The sequence below is a fragment of the Citrobacter sp. RHBSTW-00570 genome (assembly GCF_013739755.1).
Classification (GTDB): domain Bacteria; phylum Pseudomonadota; class Gammaproteobacteria; order Enterobacterales; family Enterobacteriaceae; genus Citrobacter; species Citrobacter braakii.
The window spans coordinates 2,995,687-3,010,268 of the sequence record NZ_CP056399.1 but is presented as its reverse complement, the minus strand read 5'-3'; the positions used below and the strand labels follow the sequence as shown (position 1 = coordinate 3,010,268).

The following is a 14,582-nucleotide window of genomic DNA, read 5'->3' as shown; positions in this document are numbered from 1 at the left end:
CCGATGCTGGAATTTACCTGGGTTGCACTACGGTTTATCCATTTTACCACGTTGATGCTGGTGTTTGGCTGTGCGCTCTACGGCGCATGGCTGGCTCCCGTATCGGTTCGTCGTTTAATGATGCGTCGTTTTTTGCGTCTACAACGACATGCCGCAGCGTGGAGCTTTATTAGCGCGACGCTGATGCTGGCGATCCAGGGTGGTTTAATGGGCTCAGGCTGGCGGGATGTTATTTCTAGTGACATATGGGGCGCCGTGTTGCAAACGCAGTTTGGCGGCGTGTGGTTATGGCAGATTATCCTCGCACTGGTCACGCTGGTGGTGGTAATTATAGTACCGCGCAGCATGCCGCGACTGCTGTTAATGCTGACGATTGCGCAGTTTATTTTGCTGGCTGGCGTCGGACACGCGACGCTGCATAGCGGTATCGCAGGGGCAATCCAGCAGGTTAACCACGCCTTGCATTTGGTATGCGCTGCCGCCTGGTTCGGTGGTTTGCTGCCCGTACTTTACTGTATGCAAATGGCGCAAGGCCGCTGGCGGGAACAGGCCATCAATACTATGATGCGTTTCTCCCGCTACGGGCATCTTTTCGTTATCGGAGTTTTACTTACCGGTATCATGAATGCGCTGTTTATTGTCGGTTTTTCTGTTCCCTGGCACATGGCTTACGGGCAACTGCTTTTGTTAAAAGGTGCTCTGGTGATGCTAATGGTGGCGATTGCGCTGGTGAATCGGTATGTTCTGGTACCACGCATGCGGCAGGATAACCGCAGTATGACACTCTATTTTGTTTGGATGACTAAGCTGGAATGGGGAATTGGGGCCGTTGTGCTGGCGATTGTCAGCCTGTTTGCAACCCTCGAACCTTTCTGATTGATGGATTGGCGAAACGCATGAAAAAAATCATTATCTCGTTATTACTACTGGCAAGTTCAGGGGCCGCGCTGGCTGCGCCACAGGTCATCACCGTCAGCCGTTTTGAGGTTGGCAAAGATAAGTGGGCGTTTAATCGGGAAGAGGTGATGCTGACCTGCCGTCCGGGTAACGCGCTGTATGTCATCAATCCCAGTACGCTGGTGCAATACCCATTGAATGATGTTGCCAGACAGCAGGTAGAGAGCGGGAAAACTACGGCGAAGCCAATCGAGATTATCCAGATTGACGACCCGGCGAAACCGGGCGAAAAAATGAGCCTCGCACCGTTTGTGGAGCGTGCAGAAAAGCTCTGCTAATTGTCAGATGTAGCGTTCTGATTTCCAATAAAAAACCGCAAGGCTCTCTCAGGAGAACTTGCGGTTTTTACGTTTGGATGTGTGACAATCGTCCTTTTTTTCAGGCCTCTTTAGTCGCGGACTGGAAAACCTGGCGCTGTCATCTATTCTTAAATGGCAGGGTAACTTAGCCTGCATTAATGCCAACTTTTAGCGCACGGCTCTCTCCCAAGAGCCATTTCCCTGGACCGAATACAGGAATCGTATTCGGTCTCTTTTTATGTGGATTTTATTTCAATCACTTAGGACATCATGTCCGAAAGTTTCCGAAATTTGTCCGCATATCACAATTCGGGATTTCTTCGTTATACCACACTGCTTTTAACATTTACACTTCATTTGCGCAGAAAAAGATCAGATCGTGATGCCCATTTTTTCCTGATCTCCAGGCGTATAGCCGGCTTATGTGCCAGCATTTCAGTTGTCACTAGTGCCCAGAGGTTTAGACTCACTTGTATCAATAGCGGTATAATTATCCATCAATTGATGCCGTTCTGGCCCCTGATACATGGACTTAGTTTCTCAATAACGAGATATAAGAAATGGAAAAGTTAAAAGAAAGACTCGTGATGGAGATTGGTAATGCTGAAGATCTCTCTGCAGCATTAAAACTATACACCAGTTTCTATCTATTAATCCCAGAGTATAAATTTGTCTTTTCATCGCCTAAAGGGCCATATCCAGGGTTTCAAACTAACAAGAAATTCAAGCATGGGGCGTCTATACGCTCTTTATTCAATGATGAAAATGTTTTCGTTATGGATCCTCAAACCATAGAGGAAATGTTCAGCGATAAAGGACACTCCACATTTAAAATAGATTACTCAATATCTCTTGATAGCCAGGCATTAAGTTATCTCAGACCATATATCAATGGTAAAGTTTCTGGTCTGGATGATGACATCGAAGAAATATTTAAATTTATTTCTCATCAGAATACGCAGGTAGACTCTGTGTTATATGAGCTGGAGAACCTTAAAAATCTGGATGAGAAAGAGAATCACCATAAAATATTCGATAAGTTGATGGGTTACGAATTTATAAAAGATGTTGATCTCGTTAATTCAGGAACCAGCGGAGTATTGACCTCAAAAATATCGCAAGGTGAGCTTTTTCTTAATACCGACAGACATTTTAGCTCACTGCTCACCAAAAACAAAGACTCTGAGTTCAGGCGTGCCTTAAGAGACAGGCACGATAGTATTTACGCTTATGTTCTTATGATGAGTATCATCCAAATCAAATCGCCTGCCAGAACGCTCAAAAATAAATTGATCGAACTATTAAGTTTTGCTCACACCAAAGTATGCTTTTTGGCAACAAGAGAGTTAATTCTAGCGAGTGAGTTTTTTATACGAGGGACAGAATTTAGGTTTTTTAACAAAATACATAAAAAGTCGAAAAATATGTGGTCGGCATTACATGGTATGGCCTGGGATCTGACTCATTGTCGGTATTTAGAGCAAGCACTTACCTTCAATACAGGAAATGATGAGCGATATTTTTTCCCTGGAATATTGACTTGTGACAAAGGTTTTATTGAGGCGATGGAGCTCACGCCGCTTAAGGCCGTTGCATTTGATACCAAAGGCGGGCCGCCGTTTCTGTTTTATCATGAACATGATGTGATAAAAATTACCGGGGATATCCCTGCGGTTAATGATTTCTATCAGGAATTGTGTTGTAAACAGAAAAGAGAAGAAAGAGCTCGTGCGCGTAATGCACCCACTTATGACCTGCAATCTATAGTAGCTGAACTGGAAGCAGAACTGGAAGCTGTTGCGTTAGTACCTCGTCGACGCGCGGATAGCGTAGGACCGTGATGTATGATTCGGTCGCTCTGTTTTTTACTGCTATGGTTTAATTTAGAACAGGGCAATATTTGTGTACAGGAGGTCAAATGGGACTGCCTGACAATGCTTATCAAAGAGTGGAAGCGACGCGCTGGCGACATGTTTGGGTGGTCGGGGATATCCACGGTTGCTTCTCATTATTGATGGCGAAATTGCGCCTGTGTCATTTTGATCCGTGGCAGGACCTGCTGGTTTCAGTGGGGGATGTTATCGACCGCGGACCTGACAGTTTGCGTTGCCTGAAACTACTGCGTAAACGCTGGATTATCGCGGTCAGAGGGAATCATGAACAGATGGGGCTGGACGCGCTGGCAACCGGGGAGCAATTCCTGTGGTTTATGAATGGCGGTTCGTGGTTTGCGCAGGCGGAGCAGCCAGCGGCGACAACCGCTCTTGAAACGTGTCGGCAATTACCCTGGATTCTGGAGCTGCGTTGCCAGAACGGCATACACGTTATTGCTCACGCAGATTACCCTGATGATAATTATCAGTGGCAAAAAGAGGTCGATTTACAGCGGGTACTGTGGGATCGCACAAGGCTGATGAATAAAGGCAACGGCATTCGCGGCGCGGATCACTTTTGGTTTGGCCATACGCCTTTGCGTCAGCGGCTGGATCACGAGAATCTGCACTATATTGATACCGGTGCGGTGTTTGGTGGCGAGTTGACGCTGGTGCAACTGCAATAATCAAAAATCGCTGTATTCCTGGGCCGGACGCCAGAAGCTGTCGATGTAGTCATCCGCGGGTAAACATCCGCCGTTACGAATACGCTGATCGTCCATCGATATCAGGCACTGCTGCTCAGTTTTGTAGACATCAACAACGATATCTTCACAACCGCCACCCAGGTAGCACACAAAAAGAACCAGCGTGAACATTCCATCCTCAAATGGTAAAGCCATACCTGTAGTGTAGAAGATGTTGATAGATGAGGGAAATTAACCAAGAAATAACCCGTCTGGCGACGGGTTCTTTTTGAATCAGGCAAGGCGCATGATCCAGGCATCTGACTTACGATCGTAGTGCTCGCGAAATAGAACTGAATGTTCTCCGTTAAGAAGAGCCGGGACGCTGGTGTCGGCATCCCAGGCATCAAGTTGCATGCATAAATCCGGATCGGATTTACATGGAATGGTTAACGTTCGGTCCCCTGGCGATTCGCCATGTAACTCGGCGTCGTCGATTTCAAAAGCGCCAATGCGCACACTGGTTTTCATCATCGTGCTCTCCGTTTATTTGCTGGTTGTGGTACGACCAGTTAGGCCGTCCATTTTTCAGCGTAGTCAACGTTAGCAAAAGCGCCAGTAAAAACGTGCGTTATCCTGTAAAGAGTTTGCCATCCCGGACAAGATCGCGCGGGTAGCTATTCTTTAATCGCGATCCAATACGTTTCGCCAGGCCAATCGGCTGATGCTGGAACGTAACCAGCACATCGTCGGTGGTCGGTGCGGTCTGCGGGTAGACATCTCGTCCGCGGTACCACTCTTCGGCTTCGGCAAGGGTCAGTTCAAACGCATGGCTGTGATTTGTGCTGGCGAGAGCAATGACGGCTTCATGCTGCCAGCGGTACCCTTTATTGTGCGTTTCAGCGAGTTTGATGCCGAGTCGGGAAAAGCGGACTTTGCCGATCAGGGGTTCAATCTCGGTTGGGAATAGCCAAATCTCTTTATCACGCTGCCACAGGCGCAGAGTGTCTTCCCACTGCAATCCACAGGCGTTAGCGGCCTGAGTGACAAGCGCGGATTCACGTCCTTTAAGCGGGGTGAACGGGAAGTTACCGACTTTGTATTTTGGCGTCGGTAGTGCAGGGATCGCGGCAGTTTTGCGCAGACGCGCGACGAAAAAACCTTCACAATCGTAGATCTGCGGGAACACATGCAGGAATCCTTCCGGGGTCAGGGCGCGTTCAGCCTGCGGGAATAAATCGCCCAGTGGTAAAAACTCGACGGCGTCCGGGTAGGTCTCAATCAGCCACTGCATAATGTCTTCATTTTCGTCACGGTTCAGCGTGCAGGTCGAGTAAACCAACGTGCCGCCGGGACGCAAGGCATGAAAGGCGCTGTCGAGAAGTTCGCGCTGGGTTGCGGCAATTTCCAGATTACTTTCTGGCGACCAGTTTTTTAGCGCATCGGGATCTTTACGCACCACGCCTTCACCGGAACACGGCGCGTCCAGCAAAATGGCATCGAAGGCTTCTGGCAACGCTGCGCCAAATACCCGCCCGTCAAAATGGGTTAGCGCGACATTGGCTATCCCGCATCGGCTGATATTGGCATGCAGGACTTTGACGCGACTGGCGGAAAACTCATTTGCCAGAATCGCGCCCTGATTTTTCATTTTTGCGGCAATTTGCGTGGTTTTGGAGCCGGGGGCTGCCGCGACATCCATCACGCGATCCGGAGTGTTACCATCGGCAAACAGCGCGGCGACCGGCAGCATTGAGCTGGCTTCCTGAATATAAAACAGGCCGCTTAAATGTTCCGCGGTACTGCCGAGCGGTACTGACTTTTCATCATCGCGTTCGATCCAGAAACCTTCAGCGCACCAGGGTATCGGAGTGAGCGACCAGTTGTAAGGTGCTGTCAGAGTGAGGAAGTCGGCAACGGAGATTTTCAGCGTATTGACGCGGATGCTGCGACGAAGCGGACGCTGGCAGGCAGCGAGAAAATCATCAAATGAGAGCGTGGAAGGCATTGCTTCACGCATTTGGTTTAGAAAGGCGTCGGGAAAATAAGCCACTTGGTACCACCGGCAAAAAAACAGGTGCGCAGTGTAGCATAAGTGCTCCGGCGCGAGTATGTACGCCGGAACAAGGGGAGAGATTAACGTGGCAGGGCGGTTCCCCATTCACGCCACTCTTTTGGTTCGCTTTCGAGCAGCAGGAAGTGTTTACCTGCCTGCGCTTTCGGGGCCAGCGGCGTACCCGGTGGCGTAGCGAAGGCGATTCCGCCGCGAATGAACTGATTGAAGGTACCGGTCTTCACGACGCCGCCGGTCAAACCAAAGTCGAGATTGTATCCGGATGCCAGCCAGAACACGGAGTTGTTCCGCACCAGATGCTGATAGCGCTGGCTAATGCGCATCGCCACCATCACGCGGTCAGAAAGCGAGCCCAGCGTCAGCCCGGTGACGGTCCCCACTTCAATGCCTCTGAACAGGACAGGCGTACCGATATTCAGCGAACCTGCTTCCGGCGCTTCTACCACAATACTCAGACCATCGAGGTAACGAGAGTCGGTAATGGTGGCTTCCTGCAGTTCAAAATCACGGCGCGGGTTACCGCGTCCTGGTTCAACGTTAATATACGGCTGTAAGATCGTATCCAGATGCTCGACGCCTGCCGCTGAGATTTGCGGTGTGATCACGGAGAAGCGGGTACCGCTACGGGCAAAAGTCTGCACGTATTCCGGATACAAAACTGCTTTTGCCTGAACTTCGTTACGGGCGGTGATCAGCTCAAGCGTCTGGATCTGGCCGATATCGATCCCCAGGTAGCGAATTGGCATGCCCGCCGCGAGTTTACCGGCATCGAACGCGTGCAGGGTTATCTGCCCGCCCACTGCACGTGCAGCGGTTTCGGAAGCATACAGAATACGCTTGTCGCCTTTTCGTTGGCTGGCGCTGGCGCCGCTTAGGTTATCGAAGCTAATCGCCCCTTTGAGCGCTCGCGACAGGGGAGATGCCTGTACGGTCAATCCGCTACCGTTAAGCTGAACCTTTGCCCCGCCTTCGGCCCAGAATACGCTGTTGCTGGTCAGCAGGTTGCGATATTCCGGTTTGATATGCAGATCGATATCAAACGCATCGGCGCGTGGGCGAACGCTAATCACTTCACCGACCTCGAATTTGCGGTATAAGACCACCGAACCGGCCTGCACATCAGGCAGCGTTTCGGCGCTCAGGCTGAGCGTGGTAGTTGGCAGATCGCTCAGGCTGTTTTCAATCGCTTTTTCCAGGTTGGCATACAACGGGTAGCTTTTTTTCATTTCACCCTTGGTACCGGGCAAAATACGAATGCCGCCGCTGAGCCATTCGCTGGCGCTGGCGCCAAGGAATTCCACGCCATCAAGCCCGACCTTGACGTCAACGCGGCTGTTGACCACAAACTTACTGTCACCTTGCACCAGGGCGCGATGCTGTGGTTCGATGGCAACGGTAAATGAAACACCTTTGCCAGAGAGCGTGCGATCAATCACCTGACCGACCTGTACGCCGTGGAGAATCAGCGGCTGACCGGCATCAATACCGTAACTCTCCGGCGCGGTCAGCGTAAGCGTCATGACGCCCGGATCGTGTAACAACGACTTCTCAGCAGGAATAACCGCAAACTGGTTACGCGGCTCGCCCTCGCCAGGTACCAGCTCGAAAGTTTTGCCAGTCAGTAGCGAACTGATATTGGCATCGTTTAACGATAATTTAGGGCTGTGTAATTCAATCCGCGTATTGTCGCGCAGCAGCGTTACGACGCTGGGATCGACCGTCATTTCGCCGGTCACTTTACCGCCCGGATTTAAATCCAGTTTGGTCAGTTGCCCGACTTCTAATCCTTGATACATCAGCGACGTTGAGCCGGCCTTGAGTCCATCGCCGCTGGGTAAATCAAGCTTGACGATCACTCCCCGCTGGCTGTGCGCGAGATCCTGATACAAACCAAACGTGTCATCGGCCACCGCGGGTTTAGAGTCTTCGGGCGAATCAAAAGCAATGGCGCCATTGACCAGCGCCGCCAGACTCTCCAGCTTGATCTTCGCTCCGCTGAGGCTGACATCCGCATTCACACCGGACACGTTCCAGAAACGGCTGCCTTTTTTCACCAGGTTGGTAAAGCGACGTTCGATCAGCACGTCGATGGTTACGCCCTGATGATTTGGGTTGATGGTGTAGTCATACACCCGGCCCACCGGAATCTTGCGGAAATAAACCAGCGAACCGCTATTGAGCGACCCGAGGTCAGGGGCGCGCAGGTGCAGCATCAAATCGCCATTATCCAGACGATATTTGGGCTGCGTATCGAGGGCGACGAAATGATCTTCCGGCTCGCCGGTTCCGGGCATCATGCCGATATAGTTGCCGCCAACCAACGCATCCAGGCCAGAAACCCCCGCCAGAGACGCTTTCGGCGTGACCAACCAGAACTGGGTATCTTTGCGCAGAGCATCTTTCATGGTCGATTTGATGCTGACGCGCACTTCAATTTTGCGTAGATCTTCGCTGAGGTTGATATCTTGCACGGTGCCCACTTCAACGCCCTGATAACGAACGGGAGTACGGCCCGGTACAATGCCGTCAGCAGACATAAAGTCAATGGTTACGGTATTGCCGCGATCTTCATAGCTTCCCCAGATAAGCCATCCTGCAATCATCAGCGCGATGAAAGGCAGCAGCCAGAACGGAGAGATACGGCGTTTAGTTTTAATCTGCGCTTCAGTCTGCGAAGCGGGCGTTTCCTGACTCATGTGCATCCCAAAGTAAGCGGCTGTCCAGCCATTCCACAGCAAGAATAGTCAATATTACCGCTGCGCCGAAATAAAACGCAGCTGGCCCCATAGTAAAAGCAAGTATCTGATCGCGATTAATCAGCGACATGGTTAAAGCGATAACAAAGAGATCCAGCATCGACCAGCGACCAATCCAGGTCACCATACGCAGCAGTTTGATGCGGGTACGCAATCCTTGCTCACATCTAAAATGGATGCTGATGAGCAACGTAAACATCACAATCACTTTGGTGAATGGCACCAGAATACTGGCGATAAAAACAATCGCCGCTACGCCAACGTTGCTGTTCGCCAGGGACATTATGCCTGACAGGATCGTGTCTTCCTGGCGGCCGCCATTGACATAAATTACCGAGATGGGCAGCAGATTAGCAGGCAAAAGCAGGACGATCGAGGCCAGCAGAGCAGCCCAACACTTTTGGATACTTTGATTCCTGCGCCAGCGCAACGGGATATGACAGCGAGGGCAGCGACCTCGGGCGTCCGGATAACCTGTAAAGTGGCAGCCGAGGCAGACGCGGAGTTTTTCATCGGGCCGACGGGCTGGTCTTTGCGGGTAGAAACGGTCCCAAAGCTGCTCAACGTTAAGGTGCGACAGCGTCAAAACACTGAGGATCACCAGCGCAATAAAAGCAAACAGACCTACACCGGGTTGCAAAAAAGCATAGTCCTGAACTTTGATTGATGCGACGCCAATGCCTACCAGATAGATATCAAGCATCACCCATTCTTTGAGCCTTTCCAGCATCAGCAGCACTGGGCGCAGGTTCATCCCAAGAATATTGCCAAACCACAGATAAGCGATTGAGGTCACGAGAATGATGGGCGCGCCGGCAACGCAAAAGAGTACGAAGGATGCGGTGAGTGGGTCGCCTTGTCGGGTCATTTGCCAGATGCCTTGCAGCACATTGGCGTCAATGCGCACACCTAATAAATAGATGTGCAGGAGCGGTTCTCCCCAGGCAAAGGGCATCAGCAGCAGCATGGTGAAAGCCATAGCTGCCAGTCGTGTTAATGACCAGTCGCGTCCGTCACGAATTTTTGCCTGACAGCGTGGGCAAAATGCACTTTGATGCGAACGCATTTTAGGCAAACTAAAGATTAGGTCACATTCAGGGCAACGATGGTAATGCGCACGAGGGAGTGCATCACCAATGGACCTGATGGCTATTTTTTTAGTCGGCGTGATGCGTGGTGTCGTTAAGGCCATGTATCGCGAATCAAATTGTTGAAGTAATGTTATCTTAACTCATGACGGGAATGATCTTGAGCATTAACGCATTTAATGTTTATTTTAGTAGGCTGCAGCTTTAAGTAAGACAACTAAGTGATTACATAATGAACAAAACAGAGCTATACACGGATCTGAACCGTGACTTTCAGGCATTAATGGCAGGTGAAACCAGTTTTCTGGCAACGCTGGCAAATACCAGCGCGTTGTTGTACGAACGTCTTGCAGAAGTGAACTGGGCCGGTTTTTATCTGCTCGAAAACGATACGCTGGTGTTGGGGCCTTTCCAGGGAAAAATCGCCTGCGTGCGGATCCCGGTAGGACGCGGGGTGTGTGGGACCGCAGTAGCGCAGAACCAGGTTCAGCGCATTGAGGACGTTCATGCTTTTGACGGACACATCGCATGTGATGCCGCCAGCAACGCTGAAATCGTCCTGCCAATCACCGTCGAAAATCAGATAATCGGCGTGCTGGATATCGATAGCACGGCGTTTGGCCGCTTTACTGACGAGGATGAACAGGGGCTGCGAACGCTGGTGGCACAGCTTGAAACCGTGCTTGCAACGACGGATTACAAAAAATTCTTTGCGCGCGTCGCAGGATAATCAACGGATAACGTAGCAATTACTGATGACGTCATTATAATGTCGCCTGTTCATGCCTGCGCTTGTTGGCTACGTCCGTTGTAATCAGGAAATTTCATGGAAAATCAACCTAAGTTGAATAGCAGTAAAGAAGTCATCGCGTTTCTGGCCGAACGCTTCCCGCAGTGTTTTAGTGCGGAAGGCGAAGCGCGCCCACTGAAAATTGGCATTTTTCAGGATCTGGTAGAGCGTGTTGAGGGCGAAATGAACCTCAGCAAGACGCAGCTCCGCTCTGCCTTACGTCTCTATACTTCAAGCTGGCGCTATCTGTATGGCGTTAAATTGGGCGCAACGCGTGTTGATCTCGACGGCAACCCCTGTGGTGAGCTGGATGAGCAGCATGTTGAACATGCTCGCAAACAGCTGGAAGAAGCTAAAGCCCGCGTTCAGGCGCAACGTGCAGAGCAACAGGCGAAAAAACGCGAAGCAGCCGCTGCTGCCGGTGAAAAAGAAGACGCACCGCGTCGCGAGCGTAAGCCGCGTCCTGCACCGCGTCGTAAAGAAGGCGCTGAGCGTAAACCTCGCGCTGAGAAACCAGCAGCAAAAGCACCGCGTGCTCCTCGTGAAGAACAGCATACCCCGGTATCTGATATTTCAGTACTGACGGTAGGGCAGTCTCTGAAGGTGAAAGCAGGTAATAATGCGATGGATGCCACCGTATTAGAAATCACCAAAGATGGCGTCCGTGTACAGCTGAATTCGGGTATGTCTTTGATTGTACGCGCAGAACACCTGGTGTTCTGAAACGGAGGCCAGGCCTGGCATGAACACTTTTTTTAGGCTTACTGCGTTAGCTGGTCTGCTTGCATTAGCAGGCCAGGCACTTGCTGTGGAAGATATCACGCGTGCCGATCAAATCCCCGTTTTAAAGGAAGAAACCCAGCATGCGACGGTAAGTGAACGTGTGACATCGCGTTTTACGCGTTCGCACTATCGCCAGTTCGATCTGGATCAGGCGTTTTCGGCAAAAATTTTTGACCGCTATTTGAATCTGCTCGACTACAGCCACAACGTGCTGTTGGCGAGCGATATCGAACAGTATGCAAAAAAGAAAACGGTCCTTGGCGATGAACTGCGTACCGGCAAGCTGGATGTCTTTTACGATCTCTATAATCTGGCGCAAAAACGCCGATTTGAACGTTATCAGTACGCTTTAAGCGTACTGGCACGTCCAATGGATTTCACCGGTACCGACACCTTTAACCTCGACCGGAGCAAAGCGCCATGGCCGAAGAGCGAAGCAGAGCTTAACGCGCTGTGGGACGGCAAGGTTAAATTTGACGAACTCAGCCTGAAGCTGACCGGCAAAACCGATGCGGAAATTCGTGAAACGCTGACGCGTCGCTACAAGTTTGCGATTCGTCGTCTGGCGCAGACCAACAGCGAAGATGTGTTCTCTCTGGCGATGACGGCTTTCGCCCGTGAGATCGATCCGCATACTAATTATCTCTCTCCACGCAATACCGAACAGTTCAATACTGAAATGAGCCTGTCTCTGGAAGGTATTGGCGCGGTTTTGCAAATGGATGATGACTACACCGTCATTAACTCCATGGTGGCGGGCGGCCCGGCAGCCAAGAGCAAAGCAATAAGCGTTGGCGACCGTATTGTCGGCGTGGGTCAGACCGGTAAGGGAATGGTCGACGTGATTGGCTGGCGTCTGGATGACGTTGTTGCGCTGATCAAAGGACCCAAAGGCAGCAAAGTTCGCCTTGAAATCCTGCCTGCCGGTAAAGGTACTAAGACGCGTACCGTCACGTTAACGCGTGAACGTATTCGTCTCGAAGACCGCGCCGTGAAAATGTCCGTGAAAACCGTTGGCAAAGAAAAAGTCGGCGTACTGGATATCCCTGGCTTCTATGTTGGCCTGACGGATGATGTCAAAGTTCAGTTGCAGAAGCTGGAAAAACAGAACGTCAGCAGCATCATTATCGATCTGCGCACTAACGGTGGCGGCGCGCTGACCGAAGCCGTTTCGCTCTCCGGTCTGTTCATTCCTTCCGGCCCGGTGGTTCAGGTTCGTGACAATAACGGTAAAGTGCGTGAAGACAGCGATACCGACGGCGTTGTGTACTACAAAGGCCCGCTGGTAGTGTTAGTCGATCGCTTCAGTGCTTCGGCATCAGAGATTTTTGCTGCGGCAATGCAGGATTATGGTCGTGCGCTGATCGTTGGTGAACCGACTTTCGGGAAAGGCACTGTACAGCAGTATCGCTCTCTGAACCGTATTTATGATCAGATGCTGCGTCCGGAATGGCCGGCGCTGGGTTCTGTTCAGTATACGATCCAGAAATTCTACCGTGTAAACGGTGGCAGTACACAGCGTAAGGGCGTTACGCCGGACATCATCATGCCGACAGGTAATGAAGAAACGGAAACCGGTGAGAAGTTTGAAGATAACGCGCTGCCGTGGGATAGCATTGATGCTGCGACCTACACCAAATCAGAGAATCTGACGCCGTTCGGACCTGAATTGTTAAAAGAGCACAATGCACGTATTGCCAACGATCCTGAGTTCCAGTACATCATGAAGGATATTGCGCGTTTCAATGCGATGAAGGATAAACGCAACATCGCTTCTCTCAATTACGCTCAGCGTGAGAAAGAGAATAACGAAGATGACGCAATGCGTCTGGCGCGTATCAACGATCGGTTTAAGCGAGAAGGTAAGCCGCCGCTGAAAAAACTGGACGATTTACCGAAGGATTACCAGGAACCAGATCCCTACCTGGATGAAACGGTAAAAATAGCGCTTGACCTGGCGCATCTTGAAAAAGAAAAGCCAGCGGAACAGCCCGCAACCAGTAAATAACCTCCAACAGGCACAAGAAATTGTGCCTGTTTTTTTAACAAACGCATGAAGACGTCAGTGTGATACGATAAAATGTAAAGTTGTGTCTTTCTGGTGACTTAGCACCTATGGATGCTTGAAAATAGCCATAAGACCCATACGATATGGGTAATCGCATAGTGCGTTTTGTTAAATTGAGGTTAAAAGAAAATTATGATGCGAATCGCGCTCTTCCTGCTGACGAACCTGGCTGTGATGGTCGTTTTCGGGCTGGTATTGAGCCTGACAGGGATTCAGTCAAGCAGCGTTCAAGGCTTGTTGATCATGGCACTGCTGTTTGGTTTTGGTGGTTCCTTCATTTCGCTGCTGATGTCCAAATGGATGGCGTTAAAATCCGTTGGTGGGGAAGTGATCGAACAGCCTCGCAATGAAAGAGAACGCTGGCTGATGAATACGGTAGCGAATCAGGCTCGCCAGGCTGGGATCGCTATGCCGCAGGTTGCAATCTACCATGCGCCAGATATTAACGCGTTTGCTACCGGTGCGCGCCGGGATGCTTCGCTGGTGGCTGTGAGTACAGGCCTGTTGCAAAACATGAGCCCGGACGAAGCCGAAGCCGTTATCGCGCATGAAATCAGCCACATTGCTAATGGCGATATGGTTACCATGACGCTCATTCAGGGTGTGGTGAACACCTTCGTTATCTTTATCTCACGTATTCTGGCGCAAATTGCCGCTGGCTTTATGGGCGGAAACCGCGATGAGGGTGAGGGCAGTAACGGCAACCCATTGATCTACTTCGCAGTGGCGACGGTGCTGGAACTGGTGTTTGGTATTCTGGCGAGCATTATTACCATGTGGTTCTCACGTCATCGTGAATTCCATGCGGATGCCGGTTCAGCAAAACTGGTGGGGCGTGAGAAAATGATCGCCGCGCTGCAGCGTCTGAAAACCAGCTATGAGCCGCAGGAAGCGACCAGCATGATGGCGTTCTGCATCAACGGTAAATCCAAGTCGTTGAGTGAGCTGTTTATGACTCACCCGCCGTTGGATAAACGTATTGAAGCGCTGCGCAGCGGAGAGTATTTGAAGTAAGTTAATGACTGTCACGGGGCACCCGTTGCTCCGTGACTCATAAAACATAATGGCTATTTAAAGCTATCGATTAAAGTCTCGCCCAGACTATTCTGTCCCAGTTCTGCTTTACCTCTCATTCCGCCATTTTTTCTCTGCCGGGGACGAAAATATTCCTTGCCGCTTTATCTCTGGTAAAAACATTGGAGCCCCG

13 protein-coding genes are annotated in these 14,582 nt (G+C 50.8%); 8 read left to right on the top strand and 5 right to left on the bottom strand.

The window, feature by feature from the left end:
• Positions 1 to 3: 3 nt before the first annotated feature.
• The 4 genes from copD to pphA all read left to right on the top strand — a co-directional run bounded on the left by copD (position 4) and on the right by pphA (position 3,816).
• Complete coding sequence (gene copD / locus HV237_RS14365; RefSeq protein WP_046276427.1) at positions 4 to 876, top strand: copper homeostasis membrane protein CopD; 873 nt, start codon at positions 4 to 6, stop codon at positions 874 to 876.
• A gap of 20 nt (positions 877 to 896) precedes the next feature.
• Positions 897 to 1,235, top strand: a complete 339-nt coding sequence (locus tag HV237_RS14360) for a YebY family protein (protein ID WP_003833793.1) — start codon at positions 897 to 899, stop codon at positions 1,233 to 1,235.
• A 581-nt stretch (positions 1,236 to 1,816) separates the two neighbouring features.
• Positions 1,817 to 3,097 carry a hypothetical protein gene (locus tag HV237_RS14355; RefSeq protein ID WP_047358580.1) on the top strand — a complete coding sequence of 427 codons (1,281 nt, stop codon included), beginning with the start codon at positions 1,817 to 1,819 and terminating at the stop codon, positions 3,095 to 3,097.
• A 77-nt stretch (positions 3,098 to 3,174) separates the two neighbouring features.
• Positions 3,175 to 3,816: a protein-serine/threonine phosphatase gene (gene pphA / locus HV237_RS14350; RefSeq protein WP_047358581.1), complete on the top strand. Its 642-nt coding sequence runs from the start codon at positions 3,175 to 3,177 to the stop codon at positions 3,814 to 3,816.
• Here pphA and HV237_RS14345 read toward each other — a convergent pair whose 3' ends face one another.
• From HV237_RS14345 to yebS, 5 genes are all read right to left on the bottom strand, one after another.
• On the bottom strand, positions 3,817 to 4,008 hold the full coding sequence (locus HV237_RS14345; protein WP_016152779.1) for a YebW family protein: 192 nt from the start codon (positions 4,006 to 4,008) through the stop codon (positions 3,817 to 3,819).
• Positions 4,009 to 4,110: 102 nt separating this feature from the next.
• The gene (locus tag HV237_RS14340; RefSeq protein ID WP_029139506.1) at positions 4,111 to 4,347 is read right to left on the bottom strand and encodes a YebV family protein; all 237 of its coding nucleotides are present in this window, start codon (positions 4,345 to 4,347) and stop codon (positions 4,111 to 4,113) included.
• 100 nt (positions 4,348 to 4,447) lie between these two features.
• Positions 4,448 to 5,836, bottom strand: a complete 1,389-nt coding sequence (gene rsmF / locus HV237_RS14335) for a 16S rRNA (cytosine(1407)-C(5))-methyltransferase RsmF (protein WP_047358619.1) — start codon at positions 5,834 to 5,836, stop codon at positions 4,448 to 4,450.
• A gap of 116 nt (positions 5,837 to 5,952) precedes the next feature.
• Positions 5,953 to 8,586, bottom strand: a complete 2,634-nt coding sequence (locus HV237_RS14330) for a PqiB family protein (RefSeq protein WP_019076590.1) — start codon at positions 8,584 to 8,586, stop codon at positions 5,953 to 5,955.
• On the bottom strand, positions 8,555 to 9,838 hold the full coding sequence (yebS, locus tag HV237_RS14325; RefSeq protein WP_016152782.1) for a membrane integrity lipid transport subunit YebS: 1,284 nt from the start codon (positions 9,836 to 9,838) through the stop codon (positions 8,555 to 8,557). Before yebS ends, HV237_RS14330 begins: the two co-directional genes overlap by 32 nt.
• A gap of 128 nt (positions 9,839 to 9,966) precedes the next feature.
• Between yebS and HV237_RS14320 the strand changes: the two genes are divergently transcribed.
• From HV237_RS14320 to htpX, 4 genes are all read left to right on the top strand, one after another.
• Entirely contained in the window at positions 9,967 to 10,464 is a 498-nt protein-coding gene (locus HV237_RS14320) for a GAF domain-containing protein (RefSeq protein WP_016152783.1), read from the top strand.
• A 96-nt stretch (positions 10,465 to 10,560) separates the two neighbouring features.
• Positions 10,561 to 11,247, top strand: coding sequence for an RNA chaperone ProQ (proQ, locus tag HV237_RS14315; protein WP_003833781.1), 687 nt, complete (start codon positions 10,561 to 10,563; stop codon positions 11,245 to 11,247).
• 19 nt (positions 11,248 to 11,266) lie between these two features.
• Positions 11,267 to 13,315: a carboxy terminal-processing peptidase gene (gene prc, locus HV237_RS14310; protein WP_029139508.1), complete on the top strand. Its 2,049-nt coding sequence runs from the start codon at positions 11,267 to 11,269 to the stop codon at positions 13,313 to 13,315.
• 192 nt (positions 13,316 to 13,507) lie between these two features.
• Positions 13,508 to 14,389 (top strand): protease HtpX, encoded by an 882-nt coding sequence (gene htpX, locus HV237_RS14305; protein WP_003034964.1) that lies wholly within the window; start codon positions 13,508 to 13,510, stop codon positions 14,387 to 14,389.
• Positions 14,390 to 14,582: the final 193 nt, after the last annotated feature.